The 24,621-nt window shown below is 73.2% G+C and carries 24 protein-coding genes; 12 read left to right on the top strand and 12 right to left on the bottom strand.

Translation table 11 applies throughout. The features are described from left to right. Window positions 1-15: 15 nt before the first annotated feature. The gene (locus ACFYX4_RS17625; protein WP_389333224.1) at window positions 16-711 is read left to right on the top strand and encodes a response regulator transcription factor; all 696 of its coding nucleotides are present in this window, start codon (window positions 16-18) and stop codon (window positions 709-711) included. Next, window positions 708-2,078: a sensor histidine kinase gene (locus ACFYX4_RS17630; protein ID WP_389333227.1), complete on the top strand. Its 1,371-nt coding sequence runs from the start codon at window positions 708-710 to the stop codon at window positions 2,076-2,078. The genes ACFYX4_RS17625 and ACFYX4_RS17630 overlap by 4 nt, the downstream gene beginning before the upstream one ends. Here the strand turns inward: ACFYX4_RS17630 and ACFYX4_RS17635 are convergent, their stop codons facing one another. From ACFYX4_RS17635 to ACFYX4_RS17650, 4 genes are all read right to left on the bottom strand, one after another. Beyond that, window positions 2,079-2,585 carry an SgcJ/EcaC family oxidoreductase gene (locus ACFYX4_RS17635; protein WP_389333230.1) on the bottom strand — a complete coding sequence of 169 codons (507 nt, stop codon included), beginning with the start codon at window positions 2,583-2,585 and terminating at the stop codon, window positions 2,079-2,081. It abuts the gene before it with no gap. Window positions 2,586-2,710: 125 nt separating this feature from the next. Beyond that, window positions 2,711-3,370 (bottom strand): DUF5063 domain-containing protein, encoded by a 660-nt coding sequence (locus tag ACFYX4_RS17640; RefSeq protein ID WP_389333233.1) that lies wholly within the window; start codon window positions 3,368-3,370, stop codon window positions 2,711-2,713. Beyond that, complete coding sequence (gene recR, locus ACFYX4_RS17645) at window positions 3,363-3,962, bottom strand: recombination mediator RecR (protein ID WP_389333236.1); 600 nt, start codon at window positions 3,960-3,962, stop codon at window positions 3,363-3,365. Before recR ends, ACFYX4_RS17640 begins: the two co-directional genes overlap by 8 nt. A gap of 89 nt (window positions 3,963-4,051) precedes the next feature. After that, a complete protein-coding gene (locus ACFYX4_RS17650; protein ID WP_389333239.1) occupies window positions 4,052-4,396 on the bottom strand; it encodes a YbaB/EbfC family nucleoid-associated protein in 345 nt (114 codons plus the stop codon). 276 nt (window positions 4,397-4,672) lie between these two features. On the opposite strand from ACFYX4_RS17650, the gene ACFYX4_RS17655 reads away from it, so the two are divergent. Then, entirely contained in the window at window positions 4,673-5,401 is a 729-nt protein-coding gene (locus tag ACFYX4_RS17655) for an SLATT domain-containing protein (RefSeq protein ID WP_389334181.1), read from the top strand. A 28-nt stretch (window positions 5,402-5,429) separates the two neighbouring features. On the opposite strand, the gene ACFYX4_RS17660 is transcribed toward ACFYX4_RS17655, so the two are convergent. The 4 genes from ACFYX4_RS17660 to ACFYX4_RS17675 all read right to left on the bottom strand — a co-directional run bounded on the left by ACFYX4_RS17660 (window position 5,430) and on the right by ACFYX4_RS17675 (window position 10,309). Then, on the bottom strand, window positions 5,430-7,001 hold the full coding sequence (locus ACFYX4_RS17660; protein WP_389333242.1) for a substrate-binding domain-containing protein: 1,572 nt from the start codon (window positions 6,999-7,001) through the stop codon (window positions 5,430-5,432). Between the two features lie 111 nt (window positions 7,002-7,112). Next, on the bottom strand, window positions 7,113-9,161 hold the full coding sequence (locus ACFYX4_RS17665; RefSeq protein WP_389333245.1) for a protein kinase: 2,049 nt from the start codon (window positions 9,159-9,161) through the stop codon (window positions 7,113-7,115). A 78-nt stretch (window positions 9,162-9,239) separates the two neighbouring features. Continuing rightward, window positions 9,240-9,698 carry a MarR family winged helix-turn-helix transcriptional regulator gene (locus ACFYX4_RS17670; RefSeq protein WP_389333248.1) on the bottom strand — a complete coding sequence of 153 codons (459 nt, stop codon included), beginning with the start codon at window positions 9,696-9,698 and terminating at the stop codon, window positions 9,240-9,242. Then, window positions 9,695-10,309: a DJ-1/PfpI family protein gene (locus ACFYX4_RS17675; protein ID WP_389333251.1), complete on the bottom strand. Its 615-nt coding sequence runs from the start codon at window positions 10,307-10,309 to the stop codon at window positions 9,695-9,697. Before ACFYX4_RS17675 ends, ACFYX4_RS17670 begins: the two co-directional genes overlap by 4 nt. Window positions 10,310-10,507: 198 nt before the next feature. On the opposite strand from ACFYX4_RS17675, the gene ACFYX4_RS17680 reads away from it, so the two are divergent. The 4 genes from ACFYX4_RS17680 to ACFYX4_RS17695 all read left to right on the top strand — a co-directional run bounded on the left by ACFYX4_RS17680 (window position 10,508) and on the right by ACFYX4_RS17695 (window position 15,949). Beyond that, window positions 10,508-11,869 (top strand): aspartate aminotransferase family protein, encoded by a 1,362-nt coding sequence (locus ACFYX4_RS17680; protein ID WP_389333254.1) that lies wholly within the window; start codon window positions 10,508-10,510, stop codon window positions 11,867-11,869. A gap of 120 nt (window positions 11,870-11,989) precedes the next feature. Next, window positions 11,990-12,691, top strand: coding sequence for a GntR family transcriptional regulator (locus tag ACFYX4_RS17685; protein ID WP_389333257.1), 702 nt, complete (start codon window positions 11,990-11,992; stop codon window positions 12,689-12,691). Then, a complete protein-coding gene (locus ACFYX4_RS17690; protein WP_389333260.1) occupies window positions 12,688-15,228 on the top strand; it encodes a glycosyltransferase in 2,541 nt (846 codons plus the stop codon). Before ACFYX4_RS17685 ends, ACFYX4_RS17690 begins: the two co-directional genes overlap by 4 nt. A 70-nt stretch (window positions 15,229-15,298) precedes the next feature. Further along, window positions 15,299-15,949, top strand: a complete 651-nt coding sequence (locus ACFYX4_RS17695; RefSeq protein ID WP_389333263.1) for a hypothetical protein — start codon at window positions 15,299-15,301, stop codon at window positions 15,947-15,949. A 6-nt stretch (window positions 15,950-15,955) separates the two neighbouring features. Here the strand turns inward: ACFYX4_RS17695 and ACFYX4_RS17700 are convergent, their stop codons facing one another. Next, window positions 15,956-16,132 carry a DUF3303 family protein gene (locus ACFYX4_RS17700; RefSeq protein WP_389333266.1) on the bottom strand — a complete coding sequence of 59 codons (177 nt, stop codon included), beginning with the start codon at window positions 16,130-16,132 and terminating at the stop codon, window positions 15,956-15,958. Window positions 16,133-16,172: 40 nt separating this feature from the next. Next, on the bottom strand, window positions 16,173-16,934 hold the full coding sequence (locus tag ACFYX4_RS17705; protein WP_389333269.1) for a TetR/AcrR family transcriptional regulator: 762 nt from the start codon (window positions 16,932-16,934) through the stop codon (window positions 16,173-16,175). A 107-nt stretch (window positions 16,935-17,041) separates the two neighbouring features. Between ACFYX4_RS17705 and ACFYX4_RS17710 the strand changes: the two genes are divergently transcribed. Beyond that, window positions 17,042-18,073 carry a medium chain dehydrogenase/reductase family protein gene (locus tag ACFYX4_RS17710; protein ID WP_389333272.1) on the top strand — a complete coding sequence of 344 codons (1,032 nt, stop codon included), beginning with the start codon at window positions 17,042-17,044 and terminating at the stop codon, window positions 18,071-18,073. Window positions 18,074-18,128: 55 nt separating this feature from the next. Beyond that, complete coding sequence (locus ACFYX4_RS17715) at window positions 18,129-18,746, top strand: SRPBCC family protein (RefSeq protein WP_389333275.1); 618 nt, start codon at window positions 18,129-18,131, stop codon at window positions 18,744-18,746. 128 nt (window positions 18,747-18,874) lie between these two features. Here the strand turns inward: ACFYX4_RS17715 and ACFYX4_RS17720 are convergent, their stop codons facing one another. Further along, a complete protein-coding gene (locus tag ACFYX4_RS17720) occupies window positions 18,875-20,158 on the bottom strand; it encodes an adenylosuccinate synthase (RefSeq protein ID WP_389333278.1) in 1,284 nt (427 codons plus the stop codon). A 242-nt stretch (window positions 20,159-20,400) separates the two neighbouring features. Between ACFYX4_RS17720 and ACFYX4_RS17725 the strand changes: the two genes are divergently transcribed. Continuing rightward, on the top strand, window positions 20,401-21,351 hold the full coding sequence (locus ACFYX4_RS17725) for a diacylglycerol kinase (RefSeq protein ID WP_389333281.1): 951 nt from the start codon (window positions 20,401-20,403) through the stop codon (window positions 21,349-21,351). Between the two features lie 188 nt (window positions 21,352-21,539). Here ACFYX4_RS17725 and ACFYX4_RS17730 read toward each other — a convergent pair whose 3' ends face one another. Further along, a complete protein-coding gene (locus ACFYX4_RS17730) occupies window positions 21,540-22,046 on the bottom strand; it encodes a GbsR/MarR family transcriptional regulator (RefSeq protein WP_389333284.1) in 507 nt (168 codons plus the stop codon). 73 nt (window positions 22,047-22,119) lie between these two features. Here ACFYX4_RS17730 and ACFYX4_RS17735 point away from each other — a divergent pair, with 73 nt between their 5' ends. Both ACFYX4_RS17735 and ACFYX4_RS17740 read left to right on the top strand, forming a co-directional pair. Beyond that, entirely contained in the window at window positions 22,120-23,025 is a 906-nt protein-coding gene (locus ACFYX4_RS17735; protein WP_389333287.1) for an ATP-binding cassette domain-containing protein, read from the top strand. After that, window positions 23,022-24,605, top strand: coding sequence for an ABC transporter permease (locus ACFYX4_RS17740; RefSeq protein WP_389333290.1), 1,584 nt, complete (start codon window positions 23,022-23,024; stop codon window positions 24,603-24,605). The genes ACFYX4_RS17735 and ACFYX4_RS17740 overlap by 4 nt, the downstream gene beginning before the upstream one ends. Window positions 24,606-24,621: the final 16 nt, after the last annotated feature.

Consider the following 24,621-nt stretch of genomic DNA (forward strand, 5'->3'; position numbering starts at 1 on the left):
CACTATCGTGCGGCTGTGCGTGTACTCCTGGTGGAAGACGACGAGCCGGTCGCCGAGTCCCTCCGGCGCGGCCTGAAGCGCTACGGCTTCGAGGTCGAGTGGGTCGGCACGGGCGCCGCCGCACTCGCCCACCCCGGCCCCTACGACGTCGTCCTGCTCGACCTCGGCCTGCCCGACACCGACGGCCTGGACGTCTGCAAGGCCCTGCGCGGGCGCGGCGACGTGCCGATCATCGTGATCAGCGCGCGCAGCGACGAGACGGACCGGGTGGTCGGGCTGGAGCTGGGCGCCGACGACTACGTCTCCAAGCCGTTCGGGGTCCGCGAGGTCATCGCGCGGATACGGGCCGTGATGCGGCGGGCGCGCCCCCGGGCCGCGCAGGCCGCCGGCCCCGACCGCTACGGCGCCCGGCTCACGGTCGACCGCAAGGCGGCCCGCGTCCACCTGGACGGCGAGGAGGTCCCGCTCGCCCCCAAGGAGTACGACCTGCTGTCCTTCCTCACCGAGGAGCCGGGGGCGCTGATGACGCGCGAGCAGATCATGGAAGCGGTCTGGGACGCCAACTGGTTCGGGCCGACCAAGACGCTGGACGTCCATGTGGCCGCCCTGCGCCGCAAGCTCGCCGGGGCGATCACGATCGAGGCGGTGCGCGGCGTCGGCTTCCGGCTGGAGATCGTGACCGGGGAGCACGGAGGCGGCCCGGCGTCATGATCAGGCAGCTCATCCGCAGCTATGTGCTGCTGGTCGCCGTCGCCATCGGCCTGTTCACCCTGCCGGTGGCGTTCACGCTGACCGCCCAGCTGCGCGGCGACACCGAGGTGTCCGTCGAGCGGGAGGCGACCACCATGGCGCTGCTGCTCGGCAACGCCGACACCGCGTCCTGCCAGGCGCTGGAGGAGATGGCCAAGGCGTACGCCGCCGAGACCAAGGACGAGGTGCAGGTCACCGCCACCGACCGGTGCGCCGCGGACCTGCCCCGCCCCGAGCGGGACGCGGCCCTGGCCGAGGCCCTGGAGCGGGGCGCGGAGACCGTCGACTGGGGGTCGGACTTCATCTGGGGCCGCACCCTGGTGATCACGGTCCCCGCCAAGGAGGGCGGCGAGGTCGTCGGCGCCGTCCGGATCGTGTACTCGACCTCCGGCCTCACCCACAGGCTGTGGACGATCTGGGGCTTCCGGGCCGGTCTCGCGGTGGCCGTGCTGGGCGTCGCCGCGCTGCTCGGCGCGGTGGTGGCCCGCCGGCTGACCGCCCCGCTGCGCCAGCTCAACGACATGGCGAGCAAGCTCAGCGACGGCGATCTGACGGCCCGCTCCCCCGTCACGGGCCCCCAGGAGACCCAGACGCTGGCCCGCACCCTCAACCAGGCGGGCGAGCGCCTCGACACGCTGGTCGCCTCGCAGCGCATCTTCGTCGCGGACGCCTCCCACCAGCTGCGCACCCCGCTCACCGCGCTGCGGCTGTCCCTGGACAACATCGCGGACGGCGTCGACGACGAGTTCGTCCGGGAGGACGTCGAGCAGGCGACCGCCGAGGTGGTGCGGATGAGCCGGCTGGTCAACGGGCTGCTGGTGCTGGCCCGCGCCGAGGCCAAGGTGACGGCGGCCGAGCCGCTGCCTCTGCGGGACATCGTGGCCGAGCGTCTGTCGGTGTGGAGACCGGCCGCCGACGAGCGCGGAGTCACCATCGCGCTCAGGGGGAGTGATGCCGACGACCGGCCGCTTGTGCTGGCCAGCCCCGGCCATCTCGACCAGGTGCTGGACAACGTGCTCTCGAACGCCCTGGAGGTGTCCCCGGACGGCGGGACGATCACCGTCCGCACCGGGCCGGGGGCCGGGGCCAGGGAGGTGGTCCTGTCCGTCGCGGACGAGGGACCGGGCATGTCCGACGCGGAGAAGTCCCGCGCCTTCGACCGCTTCTGGCGCGGTCAGGGCCTGACCGGGCGCTCCGGATCGGGGCTCGGCCTCGCCGTCGTCAGACAGCTGGTGACGGACGACGGCGGGACGGTGACCCTGACCGACGCTCCCGGGGGCGGCCTGTGCGTGCGCATCGCGCTGCGCGCCGCCCCGCGGACGGGGTGATCAGCCCTCGGGCATCGCCGACGAGTGGTGGTTGAGGATCTTCCACTGCCCGCCGACCTTCTCGTACTCGTAGGTGTAGCGGGCCTCGACGACGCGCTTCTGGCCGGTCGCGGGGTCGGTGAGGGTGAAGGCATAGACGCCCGTGTCGATCGCGGAGTTCTCGTCGAGGACGCTGACGATCGTCCGGACCTTCTTGCCGACCGGCTTGTTCTGGAGGAAGTGCTCGAAGTAGTCGACGATGCCCGCCCGGTCGGTGCGCACCTTGTTGGAGACGGTGGGCAGCAGCACCGCGCCCTTGGCGTAGCGGTCCGCGACCGTCTCCGCGTCACCGGTCCGCAGGGAGGCGTTCCAGCCGTCGAAGAGGGCGGCGATCTCCTTCTTGGAGGGCTTGGCGGACTTGGCGGACTTCTCCGATCCCGCCGCGCTGACCCCGGCGGTCACCGTGGCGGCGGTGACGAGGGCGGTGGCGGTGACGAGGGCAGCGCGTATGCGGGTCTTGCGGGTCATCTCAACTCCTGTGCGGCTGGTGCCTGTTGGGATGACTCAAGACTCGCGTCCGGCGGGTCAGGGCCCGTCCAGCCCTCGTACAGGGGACGTGCAGCGCTTCTCCAATTCGGAAAACGCCCGGTCCTCTAGTGGGCCTCGCGCAGGCCCAGTTGGTCGCCGATCTCCTCCGCCATCACGCGGCCCGCCTCGAACTCCAGCGTGTCGTCGCCGATGCCCTGGTCGGTGTCCAGGCCGTCCAGCTCCTCCAGGGGCTGGTTGAGGCGGACGTGGGCGAGGATCGAGTGCAGGGCGCGCAGGGTCGCCGAGGCCGTGGAGCCCCAGTTGGAGAAGTAGGAGAACTGCCACCACCACAGCGCCTCGGTGGTGCGGCCGGCGCGGTAGTGGACCATGCCGTGGCGCAGGTCGGTGATGACGTCGGTGAGGTCGTCGGAGATCCGGGCCGGGACGGGGGCCGTGCGCGGCTCGTAGGGGTCGAAGACCTCGGAGTAGACGTCCACCGGGTCCAGGAGACGGGCGAGGTTCTCGCGCAGGTCGTCGACGTCCGGCTCCGGGCCGGGGTCCGGCTCGTAGCGCTCGTCGGGGACGATGTCCTCGTGGGCGCCGAGGCGGCCGCCGGCCAGCAGCAGCTGGGAGACCTCCAGGAGGAGGAAGGGGACGGCCGAGGCCGGCTCGTCCCCCTTGGCGACCTCGGTGACCGCGACCAGGAAGCTCTCGATCTGGTCCGCGATCTGGACCGCGAAGTCGTCCGGGTTCTGGTCGGTCGCGTGCAGCGTGGCGTCAGACATCTAGGAGTCGTCTCCCCTCGAAGGCGCGGCCGAGGGTGACCTCGTCCGCGTATTCCAGGTCGCCGCCCACCGGGAGGCCGCTGGCCAGGCGGGTGACCTTCAGGCCCATGGGCTTGATCATGCGGGCGAGGTACGTGGCCGTCGCCTCGCCTTCGAGATTGGGGTCGGTGGCGAGGATCAGCTCGGTGACCGCGCCGTCCGCGAGGCGGGCCAGCAGCTCCCGGATGCGCAGGTCGTCGGGGCCGACGCCCTCGATGGGGCTGATCGCGCCGCCCAGGACGTGGTAGCGGCCCCGGAACTCCCGGGTCCGCTCGATGGCCACCACGTCCTTCGGCTCCTCCACCACGCAGATGACGGCGGGGTCGCGGCGCGGATCGCGGCAGATGCCGCAGTGCTCCTCCTGCGCGACGTTGCCGCAGACGGCGCAGAAGCGGACCTTCGCCTTGACCTCCATCAGGGCCTGCGCGAGACGCCGTACGTCCGTCGGTTCCGCCTGGAGGATGTGGAAGGCGATCCGCTGCGCGCTCTTGGGACCGACGCCGGGAAGCCGCCCCAGCTCGTCGATGAGGTCCTGGACCACGCCTTCGTACACGGACTGCCGTCCTTCCTGGATTCCTTGCAGTACGTACGGTAGTTGGCCGCCGCCCGTCCTAGGAAGGCGGTGCGGCCCCGAAGATCGGATCAGAAGGGCAGACCGGGGATGCCGCTGCCGCCGCCCAGGCCCTGGGCCAGCGGGCCCAGCTTCTGCTGCTGGAGGTTCTGCGCGTTCTCGTTGGCCGCGTGCACGGCGGCGACGATCAGGTCGGCGAGCGTCTCGGTGTCCTCGGGGTCCACCGCCTTCGGGTCGATCTTCAGCGCGCGCAGTTCGCCGGCGCCGGTGACGGTGGCCTTCACCAGGCCGCCGCCCGCCTGGCCGTCGACCTCCGTGTTCGCCAGCTCCTCCTGGGCCTGGGCCAGGTCCTGCTGCATCTTCTGGGCTTGCTGGAGCAGCTGCTGCATGTTGGGCTGGCCACCACCGGGAATCACGATCAGCTCCTGTGTCGTACGGCTGTCGCGGGGTTCACCCGCTGTCCTCGGGCGGGATTTTCCCGCTCGGCACGAGCCTACGTGGTCTGTGCGGGTGTCGCCCCAGCACTCTTTCGAGTGACTCATGTGGGTGGCCTATACCTGATCAAGGCCTACTTCCGGGCGGAAAAGTGGCGAAACCTTCCTCTTCGCCACCCATTGGGAGGTAGGAAAGGGGGCCGGGATCACGGGATCAGCAGGGATCAGTAGGGAGTGCCGGTGGGTCAGCAGCCGGAGATGCAGCCCGAGGGCCCACCTCAGGACGGACGGGGCGACGGCGCGGCCGGGCCGCGGCCGGGCGATCTGACCGGGCGGGCCTTCCCGCTCGGGGACTGGGGCGAGCCCGCCGAGCGGCTCGACGAGCTGTACCGGTGGGTGGAGCGGGGCGCCCTGGAGACGGCGTCCTGGTACCTCGCCGAGCGGGTGTGGAAGCGGCGGGGCGCGCGGGTGCTGCGGGGCGGGGCCGCGGCGGGGGCGGTGGCCGGGGTCTCGCTGCCCCTGCTGGATCTCACCGGCGTGATGGGCGGGGGCGCGCCCTGGGGGTATCTCGCGCTGCTGTTCGCGGCGGCGTGCGTCGGGGTGGACCGGTTCTTCGGGGTGACGTCGGGATGGATGAGGGACGTGGCGACGGCGCAGGCCGTGCAGCGGCGGCTCCAGGTGCTCCAGTTCGACTGGGCGTCGGAGAGCGTGCGGGAGGTGCTGGGGCCCGCGGAGGGCACCGCGGGGGAGGCGGCCGAGCGGTGTCTCGGGGTGTTGCGGCGGTTCTCCGAGGACGTGACGGAACTGGTGCGGGTGGAGACGGCGGAGTGGATGGTGTCGTTCCGGGCGGGGGTGGTGCCGGTGGGGATCCAGGGGGGCGCCTCCGGCGGGGGGCGGGGGGAGATGGCGCCGGGGCGGTTCGCTCTGCCGCCGGGGGCGCCTGCTCGGCCGAACATGCCTCGGCAGCGGCCGCCTGAGCCTCGGTAGGGCGGTCGGCCCTGAAAGTGCCTCGCCCTCAAACTCCCCCGGAGGGGGGACCCCCGGACGGGCTGAGAGATTCGCTTGCGCAGAGTTTCAGGCCCTCTGAGGTCCAGCACGGCAGGTGGCCGTGGGTGCGGATGACGTCCTGGCCGTTTCCCCTGGTCAGGTAGGTCAGGAAGCTGGAGGCCAGGGAGTCGGCCGGGGGACGGCCGTAGGTGTAGGCGTACTCGATCTCGCGGTAGGGGTAGTCGCTCGTACCGTTCTCGATGGCGTCCACGGAGGGGGAGTCGCCGTCGAGGTTCAGGGGGTGCAGGCCGGTCGCCCGGTCGGCGACGTTGAGTTCGCTGTAGCCGATCGCGCCGGGTGTGGCGGCGACCGTCGACAGCACCTGGTCGGTGGAGTCGAGCTCGCAGCGGACGACGACGGCCGTCGGGTCGTCCCGGTGCAGACAGTCGACGGAGGAGTTGGCGATCTCGCCCCGGCCCAGGACGCGGCGCTGGAACACCTGCCGGGTGCCGGAGTTGGCGTCCCGGCTGACCAGGATCACCGGCAGGTTCGGGCCGCCCAGCTGACGCCAGTTGGTGATCCGCCCGGCGTAGAGGCGGCGGACGTCGGCGGTGGAGAGGTTCTTCAGACGGACCGCGTCGTGGACGACGAGGGCGAACACGGACACCGCCACCCGGTTCTCGCGCAGTTCCTCCAGGCCGGGCGGCTTGGGGCCGTCGGAGAGGGCCACCAGGGGCGGGGAGCCCTGCTTCGACCCCGCGCCGGCCGCGGTGAGCTCGCGGATGCCGGCGGTCGAGCCGTGCGGGTCCACCGTGAGGCGGGCGCCCTCGCAGTCCCGTTCGTACTTCCGCGCCACCTCGCGGATCACCGGGGCGAAGGCCGTCGAGCCGGTGAGGGTGAGCGTGCCGCGTTCGCAGCCGATGGGGGGCGGGGTCTCGTCGCCGACGACGACGATCGTGGCGAGGGTGACGACGCAGAGCGTGAGCATCACGGAGATCAGCCGGGCCGCGCGGCTGAACAGCGGCGGGGTGTCGTCCGGGGTCGCGCTGCGGTTGGGGTGCACCTCGCCGTCGCGGATGCCGCCGTAGAGGCGTATGCCGTGGCCGACGTCGCCGCCCGACAGCAGGACCAGCAGCTTGAAGTGCTCGCGGGGGTTGAGCGGGACGCGCGGGATGCGCAGGGTGTTGTCCTCGTAGCCGAAGCCCCGGTCCGCGGTGAAGTGGTCCATGAGGTGGTCGGTGTCGGTCGGCTGGGTGACCGACACCCCGCGGACGGTGCGGTCGGTGAACACCACGGTCAGGCCGTGGCGTTCGGGGCCCGTGTAGTCGTCGCGGGCGATGCCCTGGGAGCCGTCGTTCTCGATGCGGAGCAGGACGAGGGTCGCGTCGGCCATGCCGGGGGCCTCGTCGAACAGGCCGATGCGGCGGTTGGGGCGGCCGGACCGGACGTCGTCGCCGATCCAGTTGTCCATCTGCACCCGGTACCCGACCCGCTTGCGGCGCGGCACCCGGCGCTCGTACCAGACCATGACGCCGGACGCGACGATGCCGAGGACGGCCGTGCCCACGGCCACGAGGTTCTCCGCGTTGAGCCAGTCCACTGTGGGCGCCCCCGCCACTCCCGCCGGTCCCGCCGCCGGCCGGATCCTGGGGTCACCGTACGTCCGGCCCGGGGGACATTCCGGGCCCGGCGGCGGAAGTTCGCCGGACGTTCACCGGCGGGTGTAGGTGAGCTTCTCCCCCGTGGTCGGGTTGAGGCGTTGCAGTCTGCCGTCGGGGAGCAGGGTGACCTCGGTGGCGTCGCCCGGGGTGCAGGAGGAGAGCGGCTCGCCGGCGGTGACCGTCGAGGGCCCTATCCTCAACGGGCCTTGCGCCGAAGGCTTTTGGGCGAGCTGTGCGGTGAACTCGCAGTGGTAGCCGTCGCCGTCGGCGACCAGCTTCAGGACGTCCTCCCCCACCTCGCCCTGGGCGAGGGTGAGCCGGCGGGTGTCGGCGTCGTTCTCGTCGTCGATGGTGGCGGACCAGGCGCCGAGGAACGCCTCGGGGACCGGGCCGGCCTCCTCGGTCGGGGACGGCGAAGGCGTCGCCGTCGGCTCCGCGGACCGCGTCGGGGACGCCGCGCCGGTGTCGCGGGCGGCCGGTGTCGTGGACGTGGCGGGACGGGCGTCGGACGTCGTCCCGTCGCCGTTCAGCAGCGCGTACACCGAGCCGCCGGCGGCGAGCGCGACGACCACCGCGACGGCGACGAGCAGCACGCCGGCGCGACGGCTGCGGCCGGGCGGCTCCGACGCCTCGCCGTCGTAGGGGACGGGGTCGTACCGCGGGACGGGCGCGGTGGCGCCGGGACCGTCGGCGTACGGGTTGTACGGCGTCGGCTGCGGGCCGGGGTAGCCGTAGCCGGCCCCCGGGCCGGGCCCGGGTTCGGGGTGGGAGTGGTAGGGGTGCTGTTGCGGGTGGCCGTAGGCGGGGTGGGCGGGGCCGCCGGAACCGCCGGCCGGGGCGTGGGCGGTGCCGCCTGTGCCCGGTCCCCGTTCCGGTCCCGGCTTCGATCCCCGTTCCGTTCCCGCTTCCGGCCCGGGTTCGCGCCACCAGCCGGTACCCAGCCCGGCTCCCGGCCCCTGTGCCTGTCCCTGTCCCTGTCCCTGTCCCCAGCCTGATCCGGGTGCCTGTCCCGGACCCGGCCCCGCTCCGGCCCCCGCCGAGCCCGTCCCCGGCATGTTCCCGGCGGCCTGGCCGTGTCGTGCGGCCAGGGTGGTGACCTGGTCCGGCGAGGTGCCCCCGCCGCGTGGGCCGGAGTGTTCCGGGTCGGCCTCGGCGTCGTCCGCCGCGAGGCCTTCGGGGTCCTCCGTCTCCAGCAGCCGCACCGCGTGCCGCCCCAACTGGGCCACCAGGGCGCCCGGCAGCCACGGGTCGCGGGAGCGGCCCTCGGCGACGGTCTCCTCGGCGCGGGTGCGCCGCAGGATCCACTCCAGCGTGGGGCGGGCCGCCGGGTCCTTGCGCAGACAGCCGCGGACCAGGTCGGCGATGCCCTCGGGCAGGCCCGTGAGGTCGGGCTCCTCCTCGGCGATGCGGAACATGAGGGCGTGCGCGCCGTTGTCGACGGAGCCGAAGGGCAGCGCGCCGGTGGCCGCGTAGGCGAGGACGGAGCCGAGGCAGAACACGTCGCAGGCCGGGGTGATCCGCTCGCCGCGCACCTGCTCGGGGGCCATGAAGCCGGGCGAGCCGATCACCGCGCCGGTCCGGGTCAGACCGCCGTCGTCGCCGCCCGACGTCTCCAGCGCCCGCGCCACGCCGAAGTCGATGACGCGCGGCCCCTCTATGGTGACCATCACGTTGGACGGCTTGAGGTCGCGGTGGACGATCCCGGCCGCGTGGATGTTGGTGAGGGCGTGGGCGAGCCCGGCGGCGAGGATGCGCACCGACCGCTCGGGCAGCGGCCCGTGGTCGTGGCCGACGACCTGCTGGAGGCTCGGCCCGGCGACGTAGCCGGTGGCGACCCAGGGCACGGCGGCCTCGGTGTCGGCGTCGAGGACGGGCGCGGTCCAGAAGCCGCCGACCCGCTGGGCGTTGCGCACCTCCTGCCGGAACCGCGCCCGGAACTCCTCGCGCGCCGCCAGTTCCGGCCGGACCAGCTTCACCGCGACGGTCCGCCCGCGGTCGGAGCGGGCCAGGTACACCTGGCCCATGCCGCCCGCGCCGAGCCGCGCGAGCAGCCGGTAGCCGCCGATGCGCTGCGGATCTCCCGCGCCCAGCTTCTCCATGGCTGCTCCGCCTCTCCCCCACCGATGTGATCGAGCCGAGGATAATCCGGCCATTCGGGGAGTCGAGCGCGGCGGTGTCTACGGTTCCATAACGGGCGGTTCCAGCCCCTCCAGCACCGCGGACAGCCGTTCCAGGACGCGTACGGCCTCGGCGAGCTCCGCCTCCCCGTACGCCTCGGCCAGCCGGTCGGCGAACGCCGCGTGCCCGGGGTCGATGCGGGACACCGCGGCCCGCCCCCGCTCCGTGGGCGCCAGCAGCTTGGCGCGCCGGTGGGCGGGGTTGGGCCGGTACTCGGCGAGCCCCCGGTCGACCAGCAGGTCGGCGACGCGCTGCACGCTCTGCCGGGTGATGCCCATCGTGCGGGCGATGCCGGACACCGGCAGCGGTTCGCCGAGCACCGCCCCGAGCACCTGCCACCAGGCGGCGGTGAGCCCGGACGGCCTGGCCAGCTCCTCGGCGACGGCGAGGAACTGGCCGTTCAGCCGGAAGACGCCGAGCGCGCTGCGGCTGAGCAGGTCCTGACGCCCACCCCTCACCGCGCGGCCGCCTTCTCCAGCACGGCGTACGCCTCGGCGTCGGAGTCGTGGAACAGCCGGTACCAGGCGTCCAGCACCTCCCCCTCGTACACGCCGAGCAGTCCGAGGATCTCGCGGGCGAAGGCGACGGGGTCGGTGGGGCCCGCGGTGATCAGACCGCGGTCGGTCACGGCGTCCGCGTCGGTGTAGCGGTCGCCGCCGGCGTAGCCGGTCGCGGCCAGGTAGAAGGAGACGGCGCTGGTGTGGGCGCGGTCGTCGAGCAGGCCCTCGCGGGCGAGTCCGGCGGTGGCCCCGCAGATCGCGGCGACGGGCGTGCCGGCGTCCAGGAAGGCGCGGGCGGCGCCGGCGAAGGGGGCGAGGTCCTGCGAGGCGTCCCACAGGTCGGCGCCCGGGAGGATCAGCAGCGCGCTGTCCTCGGGGCGGAGGTCGGCCAGCGCCAGATCGGGCTGGACGCGCAGACCGCCGACGCTGGTCACCGGGTCGGTCGTCGCGCCGACGGTACGCACCTGGTAGCCGGCGCGGGCCAGGGACGCCGTCGCGTATCCCGTCTCCCAGTCGGCGAGGGTGTCGTAGACGGCGAGGTGCACGGGCTTGCGGGTGTTGGCGCTCATGGCTCCTCCTCGGGCCTGCTGACTCCTCGTCGGGCCAGCTCGATGACAGTATCCTGCCTTTTTGCCAGCATGCTGTCAAGCATGGCCGCTCTCCCCGTCGCGGTCTCCCCGACGCCCGACAACCTGTCGCGGAAACCCTCACTCCGCAGACAGGACGCCGATACCGCTTCCGCATCGCGGACATTTACCCTCACGGGCATGACCCCTCAGCCCCACCCCCAGACCGGCGCCGCCGTGAAGGCCGCGGACCGCGCGCACGTCTTCCACTCCTGGTCCGCCCAGGAGCTCATCGACCCGCTCGCCGTGGCCGGCGCCGAGGGGTCCTACTTCTGGGACTACGACGGCAACCGCTACCTCGACCTCACCAGCGGGCTCGTCTACACCAACATCGGCTACCAGCACCCCAAGGTCGTCGCCGCGATCCAGGAGCAGGCCGCGAAGCTCACCACCTTCGCGCCCGCCTTCGCGATCGAGGCCCGCTCCGAGGCCGCCCGGCTGATCGCCGAGCGCACCCCCGGCGACCTCGACAAGATCTTCTTCACCAACGGCGGCGCCGACGCCGTCGAGCACGCCGTCCGCATGGCCCGGCTGCACACCGGCCGCGCCAAGGTGCTCTCGGCGTACCGCTCGTACCACGGCGGCACCCAGCAGGCCGTCAACCTCACCGGCGACCCGCGCCGCTGGGCCTCCGACACCGCCTCCGCCGGCGTCGTGCACTTCTGGGCCCCGTTCCTCTACCGCTCCCGCTTCTACGCCGAGACCGAGGAGCAGGAGTGCGCGCGGGCGCTGGAGCACCTGGAGACGACGATCGCCTTCGAGGGGCCGGCCACGATCGCCGCGATCGTCCTGGAGACGATCCCGGGCACCGCGGGCATCATGGTCCCGCCGCCCGGCTATCTGGCCGGCGTGCGCGCGCTCTGCGACAAGTACGGCATCGTCTTCGTCCTCGACGAGGTCATGGCCGGGTTCGGCCGCACCGGCGAGTGGTTCGCGGCCGACCTGTTCGACGTGACGCCCGACCTGATGACCTTCGCCAAGGGCGTGAACTCGGGCTATGTGCCGCTGGGCGGCGTCGCGATCTCCGGCGCGATCGCGGAGACCTTCGGCAAGCGGCCCTACCCCGGCGGCCTGACCTACTCCGGGCACCCGCTGGCCTGCGCCGCCGCCGTCGCCACCATCAATGTGATGGCCGAGGAGGGCGTCGTCGACAACGCGCGGAACCTCGGCGCGAGCGTCGTGGAGCCGGGACTGCGGGCGCTGGCCGAGCGCCACCCCAGCGTCGGCGAGGTGCGCGGCACCGGCATGTTCTGGGCGCTCGAGCTGGTGCGCGACCGGGAGACCCGCGAGCCGCTCGTGCCGTACAACGCCGCGGGCGAGGCCAACGCGCCGATGCTCGCGTTCGCCGGTGCCGCCAAGAAGGCCGGCGTGTGGCCGTTCGTGAACATGAACCGGACCCACTTCGTGCCGCCGTGCAACGCGAGCGAGTCCGAGCTGAAGGAGGGCCTCGCGGCCCTGGACGCGGCCCTCACGGTGGCCGACCGGTACACGAAGGACGCCTGACCCGGCACCCCGCGCGAGCAGAACCTCGAATTCCTCGAACGCGTAAGGTGGCGTGCTCGTACATACCCACGAGCACGCCACCCTTTTTCATTCGTCCGCGACGAGGGAGACCCCCCGACCATGCCCACAAGCAGCGGCAACGGCGCCGTGACCCGCAGCACCCTGCGGCAGCAGATCGCCGACGCGCTGCGCGACGAGGTGCTGGCGGGACGGCTCCAGCCGGGGCAGGAGTTCACGGTGAAGGAGATAGCCGAGCAGTACGGCGTCTCCGCGACCCCCGTCCGCGAGGCCCTCGTCGACCTGTCGGCGCAGGGGCTCCTCGAAGCGGACCAGCACCGCGGCTTCCGGGTGCACGAGTACTCCGCCGAGGACTTCCGCGGCATGATCGAGGCACGCGCCCTGATCACCGAGGGCATGTTCCTCGCCCTGGACGGGGGCCGCCAGGGCTTCGAGAACCTGGAGGAAGCGAAGACCGCCGCCACCGTCGCCGGGGTGCGCCGACGCGGCGAGGAGGCCCAGCGCGCCGCCGCCGCCGGCGACCTCACCGTCCTCATCGGCTACGACCTGCGTTTCTGGCGCGAGCTCAGCGCCCAGTTCGGCAATCCCTACCTCACCGACTTCCTGCACCGGCTGCGCTTGCAGTCCTGGGTATGTCTGGTGCAGCAGTTGCGCCGGCTGACCGATCTGCGCGGGCAGCTGTGGTCCGGCCACACCGAACTGATCGACGCCCTGGCGTCCCGCGACACCGACGCCGCCCGCGCCGTCCTCGCCGCGTACTACGCGCACTCCATCGCGCTCATCGAACGCCTGGCGGCGGAATGAACGTCAGGGACATCCTCGACGAGGGCGCGGCGGACCGGCGGGGTGCGGGCGTGAGCGGGCGGGGCGCGAACAAGCAGGGCGTGAGCGGGCGGGGCGGCGTGAGGAGGCGGGACCGGCACCAGGTGGTGGACCTCTCCGTCGTCATCCCCGCCTACAACGAGGAGCGCCGGCTCGGCCCCACCCTCGACGCCGTCGTCCGCTACCTCCACGCGCGCGCCGACCGCTGGGGCTCCTGGGAGATCGTGATCGCGGACGACGGCTCCACCGACGCCACCCGCGAGATCGTCACCCTGCGCCGCGACCCGCGGCTGCGGCTCGTCATCAGCCCCCGCAACCGCGGCAAGGGCCACGCCCTGCGGCTCGGCGTCGCCGCCAGCCGGGGCCGCCGCGTCCTGATCACCGACGCCGATCTCGCCGCGCCCGTCGAGGAGTTGGAACGGCTGGACCGGGCGCTCGCCGAAGGACACGCGGCGGCCGTCGGCTCCCGTGCCGTGCCGGGCGCGACGCTCGGCGAACGCCAGCACCGGGTCCGCGAACTCCTCGGCGCCGCCGGGAACTTACTGATACGCACGACCACCCTGCGCGGGATACGCGACACCCAGTGCGGGTTCAAGCTCTTCGACGGCGACAAGGCGCGCGCCGCGTTCGCCGCGTCCCGGATGGACGGCTGGGCGATCGACGTGGAGGTGCTCCGGCACTTCCAGCGCTCGGGCTGGCCGGTCGCCGAGGTCCCCGTGCACTGGTCGCACCAGCACGGCTCCAAGGTCCGCCCGCTGGACTACCCGCGGGTGCTGCGCGACCTCGTCCGCATCCGCGTCCGGCTGCCCGGACCCGCCGACGCGTTCGCCGCCGCCCTCTTCCTCACCATGGCCGTCGCGCTGTACTCCGGCCGCTTCTTCGACCCCGACCACCGCTATCTCACCGACTCGCTCCAGGACCAGACCCAGTGGGAATGGTTCTTCGCGGTGACCGCCGACAACGTCGCCCAGCTGCGCAACCCGCTCTTCAGCGACCTCCAGGGCGTCCCCGACGGCGTGAACCTGATGGCCAACACGGCGATGCTCGGGCTGTCGGTGCCGCTCACACCGGTCACGCTGCTGCTCGGCCCGGCCGTCACGCTCAGCCTGGTGATGACCTTCGGCCTGGCCGCCACCGCCGCGTCCTGGTACTGGCTGATCGTGCGCCGGCTCGTGCGGCAGCGCGGGGCCGCCTTCGCCGGGGCCACCCTGGCCGCCTTCGCCCCGCCGATGGTCAGCCACGCCAACGCGCACCCCAACTTCGTCCTGCTGTTCATGATCCCGCTGATCGTCGACCGGGCCCTGCGCCTGTGCGAGGCGGGCCCCCGGCGCACCCGGGACGCGGTGGTCCTCGGCCTGATGGCGGCCTACCAGCTCTTCCTCGGCGAGGAGACGCTGCTGCTGGCCGCCCTCGGCATGCTGGTCTTCGCCCTCGCCTACGCGGCCGTACGCCCGGACGTGGCCCGCCGGGCCGCGCGCCCGCTGCTGGGCGGCCTCGCGACCGCCGCCGCCGTCTGCCTGCCGATCGTCGTCTACCCGCTGTCCTGGCAGTTCTCCGGACCGCAGAGCTACACGCACATCGACCACGGCCCCGGCTCCGCCAACACCGTGCGCGCCCTGCTGACGTTCGCCGAGCGCTCCCTGATCGCGGGCGACGCCGACCGCGCCGCCGCCCTCTCCCTCAACCCCACCGAGCAGAACGCCTTCTACGGCTGGCCCCTGCTCCTGCTCGCCCTCGCCATCACCGTACGGCTGTGGCGGCGACCCGCCGTCAGGGCGCTGGCCTGCACGGCGGTCGTCGCCGCCGTCCTCTCCCTGGGCCCGCGCGTCCACGTCCCGTTCACCGACACCGAGATCCCCGGCCCGTGGGCCCCGCTGGCCGGCCTCCCGCTCCTGGAGTCGGTCATCGAGAGCCGCGTCGCGATGATCTGCGCGCCCGTCCTCGGGATGCTGCTCGCGCTAGCCGTCGGCCGGCTGGCCACGGCCCGCTCCCTGGGCACGCAGTACGCCGGTCTGCTGGCCGTCTGCCTCGCGCTGCTGCCCCTCGTCCCGGCCCCGCTGAAGTCCGCACCGCGCGCCGCGACGCCCGCCTTCTTCACCGGCGGCGCCTGGGAGGCGTACGTCCGCCCCGGCGAGTCCCTCGTCCCCGTGCCGCTGCCCGAGCCGCTCGCCGCCGACGCCCTGCACTGGCAGACCGAGGCCGGCCTCGGCTTCCGCATGCCCGGCGGCTACTTCAACGGCCCCTACGGCGACGGCGACCGCAGCGGCGTCTACGGCGTCCCGCTGAACTTCACCGCGAGCCTGCTGAAGGACGTGCGGGACACCGGCATCGCCCAGGTGATCGACGACCGGGCGCGGGCCGAGGCGCGCCGGGACCTCGCCCACTGGAGGGCGGGCGCGCTGGTGCTCGTCCCGCAGCCGCGCGACGCCGTGCTGCGGGAAACGGTGGAGAAGCTGGTGGGCCGTCCCGGGAGGTGGGTGGACGGCGTGTGGGTATGGGACCTGCACGGAGGGAGCTGAGGCATGCCGCACCGACTACCCTTCGCAGACCGGGCAGTAGACGACGAACGCGCTAGGTGAGGAGCCCTCTTTGGCCTGTGACCTGTGGCTGGTACCGCTCGTCGACGTGTTGTGCCACACCCCCGACAATCCGTTCGCCGAGGAACTCGCGCAGTACAACAAGGTGCTCGCCGAGTCGGGACTCCCGCCCGTGCCGGTGTACCAGTACATGCCGGGCCTGTCCGGTGACGTCGCCCCGGTGGCCGGCTTCGACTACGACGCGCTGCACTTCCTGCGCCGCGCGTATCTGCTCCAGGTGTGCGGGCTCCCGGTGACCCCGGTCGACGAGCTCGGCGGCGACTACGAACAGCTCCTGGAGATGTTCGAGTCCACGGCCCAGCAGTCCCACCTCGTCTGGCACTACGACCACGCGGGCGCGTACGTCCCCGTCGACTTCCCGCAGCCCCTGTCCAACGACGAACTCCTCGCCGGGGGCGGCCCGTTGGGCTCCTCGCAGTCCCTGCTGCGGGAGCTGGAGTACGTGGCCCCGTCGATCGGCATCGACCCGGCCAACCCGCCGGCCGCCCCGCAGCCGCCGACGGCTCCGACGGAGCTGGAGGAGCCCGCGGTGCCGGCGCCGTACGACCCGAGCCCCTTCGCCCGCGAACGGCACGTGTGGCTCGGGCTGCACGCGGCGGCGACGCGGAGCCTGGCGCAGGGGTCGATGATCGTCTTCAGCTGACCCGGCTCACCCCCGCCGGAGATCGGCCGGGTCCATGACGGGGAACACCTCGACATCGGCGTTGAGCTGGTTGAGGAACGGCTCCAGCATGGCCGGCAGCTCCGAGCTGTCCTGCATGTCGAGGACGAGGAAGGCGGTCCGCCGCCCGGGGAGGGGCCCGAAGTAGGCCGCCTCCGGCTGCATCGAGATCACCTTCTCCTGGGCGACGCACGCGGGGGAAACGTCAGGATATGCCCGCGATGCCGAGAAGGTCGTCCAGCTCGGCGGCGAAGAGCAGCGCGGGGTCGAAGCCCATGCCGTCGAAGTGACCGGCCAGTTCCAGGGACAGGACGCCGTGCAGGCGGGTCCAGAAGGCCATCGCGCGGTGGAGCGCGGCGGGCGGGGCGGGGTGGCCGGCCGCCCATTCCCGGTGGGCGTCGAGGTGCTCACCGAACGGCGTCGCCGGACCGGTCGCCGGACGGGATTCGGGACCGGTCGCCGGCAGTGCGGCGCACGCGTCGAGCAGGAACGCCATGATCTCGGACGCGATCGCGGTGACGTCGTCGGGGGCGTGGTAGCCGGGGACGGGCGTGCCGTAGACGAGGAAGTAGCGCTGGGGATCGGCGAGGGCCCAGCCGCGCAGGGCGTGCGCGAGGGTGGCGAGGGCGGGCTCCAGGGGCTGGGCGGGGTCGGTGGAGTCGGCGGGCTCGGTTGCGTCGGTGGGTTCGGTTACGTCGGTGGGCTCGGCGACCGCGGCTGCGGCGCGGAAGGTGTCGGCGAGGCTCCGGTACGCGTCCCTGATCAGTTCGGTGATCAGTTCGTCGCGGCTGGCGAAGTAGCGGTAGAGCGCCGGTCCGCTCATCCCCATCTTCTTGGCGATCGCGTTGAGGGAGAGCGCCGACGCCCCCGCCGCGGCGATCTGCTCCCACGCCCGCTCCTTGACCTCCGCGCGCACCTGGGCCCGGTAGCGCTCGCGGGGGCTCTTCGCGTTCTCGACCTCAGCCATGGTTAGAGGCTATCACTGACGTTATTGACACTCGCATTCGCCATGCGTTACAACTTCTAACGAACGCGATGCCGAGTAACCAACGAACCAGCGCTGTGGAGGCCGTCATGAACGCCGAGGGACTCGTCGAGGTCGTCCTGCCGGGCAAGGTCGAGCCCGAGGGCCTCCGGATCCGACGCGGAGCCGTTCCCGCCCCGGGGCGCGGACAGGTGGTGATCCGGATGGAGGCCACCGGCGTCTCCTTCGCCGAGCAGCAGATGCGGCGCGGGCGGTACTACGACCAGCCGCCGTTCCCGTTCGTGCCCGGCTACGACCTCGTCGGCGTCGTCGCGGCGACCGGCGAGGGCGTCGACCCGGGCCTGGCCGGCCTCCGGGTGGCCGCGCTGGTCAAGGTCGGCGGCTGGGCCAGTCATGTGGTCGTCGACGCGGCGGACGTGGTGCCGGTGCCCGAGGGCGTCGGCGCGGCGGAGGCGGAGACCCTGGTGGTCAACGGCGTCACCGCCTGGCAGATGCTGCACCGCAAGGCGCGGGTCCGCGCCGGGCAGACCGTCGTCGTGCACGGCGCCAACGGCGGTGTCGGCTCGGTCCTGGTCCAGCTGGCGCGGGCGGCCGGCGCGAAGGTGATCGGCACCGCGTCCGTACGCCATCACGAGGCGCTGCGCGAACAGGGCGTCACCCCCGTCGACTACCGCGCCGCCGACGTCGCCGCCACGATCCGCGCCCTCGCCCCCGACGGTGTGGACGCCGTCTTCGACCACGTCGGCGGCCCCGGCATCGTCGGCTCCTGGCGGCTGCTGGCCCCGGGCGGCACGCTCGTCTCCTACGGCAGCGCCTCCACCCGCGACGCCGAGGGCTCCAAGCAGACGCCCGTGCTCAAGCTGCTCGGCCGGGTGTGGCTGTGGAACGCGCTGCCCAACCGCCGCCGGGCCTGCTTCTACAACGTCTGGGCCGGGCGGGCCCTGTCCAAGGACCGGTTCCGCGACCGGCTGCGCGCCGACCTCACCCAGGTCTTCGCGGCCCTCCAGCGCGGCGAGGTCACCCCGCGGATCGCGGCCCGGCTCCCGCTGGAGCGCGTCGCCGAGGCACTGCGCCTGGCCGAGTCGGGGACGGTGGCCGGGAAGGTCGTGCTGAACCCGTAGCACGGCTCACGTCCGCACCACCGCACCACACCTCACCTCCTCGAAAGGCCTCCCCATGTCCGGTATGCGCGCCGCCCTCCTCACGACCTCGCTCGCCCTCGCCACCGCCGTCGCCCTGGGAGCCGGCGTCCCGGCCGCCCACGCGGCCCCCGCTTCCGCCCCGGCCGCGCACGGTCACGCCGCCGACTGCCGCGGGGAGGGCGTCGACCCCTCCGCCCGGATCCGTTACGCCGCCGACATCGTGATCGACGCGCCGCTGAGCACCGTGTGGAAGCTCCAGACCGACGTCGAACGCTGGCCGGACTGGCAGCCGGCCGTCCTCACCGCCGAACGCCTCGACCCGGGGCCGCTGCGCGAGGGCGCGCGGTTCCGGTGGACGACGCCGGCGCCGTCCACCACGTTGGAGATCGCCTCGACCGTGCGTCAGCTGCGGCCCGGACGCTGCGTGCTGTGGAGCGGGCCGGCCGTCGGGAAGGGGCTGCGCGTAGACGACGGCGTGCATCTGTGGACGTACGAGAAGGTGCGGGGCGGCGTCCGGGTGCACACGGAGGAGACCTGGATTGGCGCCCAGGTGGAGGCGGACGTGCCCGCGGCGACCGCGGCGCTGGGTGCGGGCCTGGACGCGTGGCTGCGCGACCTGAAGACGGAGGCCGAGGCGGAGGCCCGCGGCTGAGGCGGAGGCCCGCTGCTGATGCGCGCGGCAGGCCGCGGACGCGCCTGTGCCCCTGAACCGAGGTCGTCGGTCAGGGGCACAGGCGGGTCAGCGGGTGCGGACGCGGGGTGCCGCGTCCGTGCGGAGGATCAGAGGAAGGAGTTGATCTCGATCGTCTCGTCGCGGCCCGGACCCACGCCGATCGCGGAGATCGGGGCGCCGGACATCTCCTCCAGCGCCTTGACGTAGTTCTGGGCGTTCTTCGGCAGGTCGGAGAAGGACTTCGCCTGGGTGATGTCCTCGGACCAGCCCGGCAGGGTCTCGTAGACCGGCTTCGCGTGGTGGAAGTCGGACTGAGAGTACGGGAGTTCCTCGACGCGCTTGCCGTCGATCTCGTACGCCACGCAGACCGGGATCTGCTCCCAGCCGGTCAGGACGTCCAGCTTGGTGAGGAAGAAGTCCGTCAGCCCGTTGACGCGGGTCGCGTAGCGGGCGATGACCGCGTCGAACCAGCCGCAGCGGCGGTCACGGCCGGTGGTGACGCCCCGCTCGCCGCCGATGCGGCGCAGCGCCTCGCCGTCCTCGTCGAACAGCTCGGTCGGGAACGGGCCGGCGCCGACGCGGGTCGTGTACGCCTTGAGGATGCCGATGACCCGGCTGATCTTCGTCGGACCGACGCCGGCGCCGGTGCAGGCGCCGCCGGCGGTCGGGTTGGAGGAGGTGACGAAGGGATACGTGCCGTGGTCGATGTCGAGGAGCGTGCCCTGACCGCCCTCGAACAGGACGACCTTGTCGTCCTCCAGCGCCTGGTTGAGCAGCAGGACGGTGTCCGCGACGAACGGCCGGAGCTTGTCCGCGTAGCCGAGCAGCTCCTCGACGACCTGGTCGACGGCGATGGCGCGGCGGTTGTACAGCTTGGTCAGCAGCTGGTTCTTGACGTCGAGCGCCGCCTCCACCTTCTGGGTGAGGATCGACTCGTCGTAGAGGTCCTGGACCCGGATGCCGACACGGTTGATCTTGTCGGCGTAGGTCGGGCCGATGCCGCGGCCGGTGGTGCCGATCTTGCGCTTTCCGAGGAAGCGTTCCGTCACCTTGTCGACAGTGACGTTGTACGGGGTGATGATGTGCGCGTTGCCGCTGATCAGCAGCTTCGACGTGTCGACGCCGCGCTCGTTCAGACCGCTCAGCTCGGAGAGCAGGACCGACGGGTCCACGACGACGCCGTTTCCGATGACCGGCGTACAGCCGGGGGACAGGATTCCGGAAGGGAGAAGGTGGAGTGCGTACTTCTGGTCGCCCACGACGACCGTGTGGCCGGCGTTGTTGCCGCCCTGGTAGCGCACTACGTAGTCCACCGAGCCACCGAGCAGGTCGGTCGCCTTCCCCTTGCCTTCGTCACCCCACTGAGCACCGAGCAGCACAAGTGCGGGCACGCGCGTACACCCCTTCCGGGTGGGGCATGTCCAAGGTCAGGGGCGCACGCGGAGGCTCGTGCGACCGCGTGCACCACGACCGTCGTCGGCCGCGATACCGCGACCGTCACTGGCCGCCGCGCGACCGTCGTCGGTCGCGCACCGTCGGACCCGGATGCCCCGGAATAGACGAAGCCCCTGGCGCAATAGCGCAAGGGGCTCTTGCACAAAGATGCTACCCGAGGAAGCGAGGCAGGACCGAGGTGGCGACTTTCGCGACGCCGGACCAGCTGCTGGTGATCATCGATCCGGTCGCCCGGAGGACGGACGGCGAGTCCGTACGGATCGCGAAAGACGTGCTCAGCGCGGGTGCGGCAAGCGCGAAGGTCTGTCTGCCGGAGGGGCCGGAGGAGTTCGCGCGGGCGCTGGCGCGGCGCGGTTCGCGGCGGCCGGTGGTCGTCGGGGACGACCGGGCGCTGGTGCGGGCGGTGTCGCTGCTGCACCGGCAGCGGGAGCTGGCGGAGTGCGTGCTGTCGGTGGTGCCGGTGGGCGGCATGCTGGGCGTGGCGCACGCCCTGGGGGTGCCCACGGGCGCGGTGGCGGCGGCGCGGGCCGCGCTGGACGGGGCGGAACGGCGGCTGGACCTGCTGGTGGACGACAGCGACGGGGTGGTGTTGGGCGCGCTGCGGATACCGCCGGTGGGGCTTCCCGGGCGGGACGGACGAGACGGGCGGGGCAGGTGGGGCGAGCGGAACTGGCGTGACGGGCGTGACGGGCGTTGGGACGGCTACGGCTCCCCGGGGGATCCGGCGGAGGCGGGGGGCGCGGGGGGCGTGCGCCCCTGGCTGCGCACCTGCCAGTCCCTGGTGCGCACGCTGGTGCCCCCGCTTGCGTCACGGCCGGCGCCCGCCGCGTCGCCGCCCGGCCCCGCGCGGCTGCGGGTGGAGGTGGACGGGGTGACGCTGGTCGACCTGGACCAGCCGGTGGAGGCCGTCTCGGTGACCCCGGACGCCGCCGGCACGGCGGTGGTGGAGGTGCGCCCGCTGTCGGTGGGCGCGGAGGCGTCCCCGCTGGAGGCCCGCGGCCGCACGGTGACGGTCTCGGGCGCGGACTTCCGCTACGGCACCGACGCGACGGTGGCGGGCCCGGTGCGCAGACGGACGTGGGTGGTACGGGAGGGGGCGCTGGGGTTGGTGCTGCCGACGGGGCGGTGAGCGGGGGTCGTGTACCGGGGTTGCACCGGGAGTGCGGAGAGCGGGGGGACCCGGGGTGCGGGGGGACCCGGGGTGCGGGGGACCCGGGGTGCGGGGGACCCGGGGTGCGGCGAGCGGGGGGACCCGGAGTGCGGGGGACCCGGGGTGCGGCGAGCGGGGGGACCCGGGGTGCGGTGGGCCGGGGAGGGTCAGGGGCCGAAGGTGCGGTCGCGGTGGGCGCGCCAGCGTTCCATCATGGCGGCGAGCTCGCCGTCGATGAACTCGAAGAAGGCGAGGGTCTCCGCGATGCGGCGGCCGGCGGGGGTGGCCTCGCCGAGGCTGGTGACGCCCTCGCGCAGGGACGCCTCCCAGCGCTTGAGGACGGCCTCGCGGTTGGTGAGGGCCTCGTACCACTGGCCGCTGTGCACGCGGTAGCGCTCGCGCCGTGAGCCGGGCTCGCGCTCGCGGGAGACCATGTGCTGCTGGGCGAGGTAGCGCACCGCGCCGGACACCGCGGCCGGGCTGATCCGCAACTGCTCCCCCAGTTCGGCGGAGGTCAGCGCGCCCTCGTCAGAGGAGAGCAGCGCGGCGAAGACCCGGGCGGGCATGCGCTGCATCCCGGCCTCGACGAGCTGCGCGGCGAAGGACTCGACGAACTTCGACACGGCCTCCGCGTCCCGCCCGACATCCCGCCCCGCGTCGTCTTTCTCCGTCATGCGCCCATCCTATCCAGGCTTCATACGGTTCCTTAACTTCACAAATTTCTGAAGGCAAAGTACGTTCTGAAGCATGACCAAGGCCATCTCGGTGTCCGGACTGCACAAGTCCTTCGGCCGCACCCACGCGCTGGACGACCTCGACCTGGAGGTCGAGGCCGGCGAGGTGCACGGCTTCCTCGGCCCCAACGGCGCCGGCAAGTCCACCGCCATCCGGGTCCTGCTCGGCCTGCTGCGCGCCGACTCCGGCACGGCCCGCGTCCTCGGCCTCGACCCGTGGGCGGACGCGGTCGAGGCGCACCGCCGCATCGCCTACGTCCCCGGCGATGTGACGCTCTGGCGGAACCTGTCCGGCGGCGAGGTCATCGACCTGCTGGGACGGCTGCGCGGCGGCCTGGACGGGCGGCGGCGCGCCGAGCTGACCGAGCGCTTCGAGCTGGACCCGACCAAGAAGGGCCGCACCTACTCGAAGGGCAACCGACAGAAGGTCGCGCTGGTCGCCGCGTTCGCCTCGGACGTCGACCTGCTGATCCTGGACGAGCCGACCTCGGGTCTGGACCCGCTGATGGAGGAGGTCTTCCAGCGGTGCGTGCGGGAGGAACGGGACCGGGGCCGGACGGTCCTGCTCTCCTCGCACATCCTGAGCGAGGTCGAGGAGCTGTGCGACCGGGTCAGCATCATCCGCAAGGGGCGGACGGTGGAGAGCGGCTCGCTCGCCGAGCTGCGCCATCTGACGCGGACCAGCGTCACCGCGGAACTCGCGGGCCCGCCCGACGGGTTGGCGCGCCTGCCCGGCGTCCACGACCTCGACGTCCAGGGACGCCGGGTCCGCCTCCAGGTCGACACGGACCGACTCGACGCCGTACTGCGGTCGTTGAGCGCGTCGGGCGTGCGGTCGCTGACCTCGACCCCGCCGACGCTGGAGGAGCTGTTCCTGCGGCACTACCAGGACGACCTGGACGCGGCGGCCGCCCGATGACGACGACCGCTTCCCCGTCTCTCGCGGGCACGGGAACCCTGGTGCGCTTCGCGCTCCGCCGCGACCGGGTGCTGATCCCGGTGTGGGTCGGGTTGAACGCCCTGATGGTCCTCTCCATGCCGAACACGCTCAAGGGCCTCTACGGCACGGCCGCCGAACGCGCCGACCTGCTGCGGCAGATGTCGGCCAACTCCTCCTTCCGCGCCCTGATCGGCCCCGTCTTCGACGACTCCCTCGGCGCCCTCACCGCCTGGCGCGTCGGCGTCTACGCGGGCCTGCTCGCGGCCGTGACCAGCCTCCTGATCGTCGTCCGGCACACCCGGGACGAGGAGGAGAGCGGACGCCAGGAACTCATCGCCTCGGGCGCGGTGGGCCGACGGGCCTCGCTGACGTCGGCGCTGCTGGCGGCGGGCGTCGCCAACACGGTCCTCGCGGCGCTGGTCACGGCGGGGCTCGCGGGGCAGGGCGCGGCCGGGGCGGCGGCCCTCGGACTCGGTCTCGCCGCCGTCGGCATGCTGTTCGCCACGACGGCGGCGATCGCCGCGCAGCTCACCGAGAGCGCACGGCTCGCCCGCGGCCTGACCTCGGCGGTGCTGGGCGCCGCGTTCGTGCTGCGCGCGGCGGGCGACTCGACGACGACCGACGGCTCCTCGGCGCTGACGTGGCTGTCCCCGCTGGGCTGGCTGGAGAACCTGCGGCCGTTCGCGGACGAACGGTGGTGGGTGCTGCCGCTGTTCGCGGCGGCGGTGGCCGCGCAGGCCGCGCTCGCCTACGGGCTCGCGGGCCGCCGTGACGTCGGCATGAGCTTCCTGGCCACCCGCCCGGGGCCGCCCTCGGGCCGTCTCGGCACGGCCGGCGCGCTGGCCTGGCGGCTGCAACGGGGCGCCGTCCTCGGCTGGAGCGCCGGCTTCCTCCTCACCGGCGTGGTCTACGGCTCGATGGCGGACGGCGCGGCCGAGCTGGTCGGCGACAACGAGCGGGCCCGCGAGATCCTGGAGCGGATGGGCGGACGGTCCGGCGTCACGGACGCCTTCCTCGGCTCCATGATCGGCATGCTGGGCCTGCTCGCCGCGCTGTACGCGGTGGCGTCGGTGCTGCGGCTGCACGGCGAGGAGACGTCCGGGCGGGCGGAACCGGTGCTGGCGGGCGCGGTGGGACGGCTGCGCTGGGCCGCCGGCCATCTGCTGATCGCCTTCGGCGGCACCGTGCTGATCATGCTGCTCGCCGGACTCGGCCTCGCCCTGGGCCACGGCCGGCAAGCCGGACCGATCCTCGGGGCCTGCCTGGTGCAGGTCGCCGGGGTGTGGGTGGTCGGCGGCCTGGCCGTGCTGCTGCACGGCCTGTTCCCCCGCTCCGCCCCGGCCGCCTGGGGCGTCGCCGCGGCGGTGCTGCTGATCGGCTGGATCGGACCCGCGCTCGACCTCCCCCCGACGGTGCTGGACCTGTCCCCGTTCGGTCATCTGCCCAAGCTGCCCGGCGGGGACATGGAGTGGGCGCCGGTGCTGACCCTCGTGGGCATCGCGGCGGCCCTGGTCGCCGGGGGCCTGGCCGGGCTGCGGCGACGGGACCTGACGACCTGAGCCGCGCCCCGCCGCC

This window comes from Streptomyces sp. NPDC002328 (assembly GCF_042890065.1).
Lineage (GTDB): Bacteria > Actinomycetota > Actinomycetes > Streptomycetales > Streptomycetaceae > Streptomyces.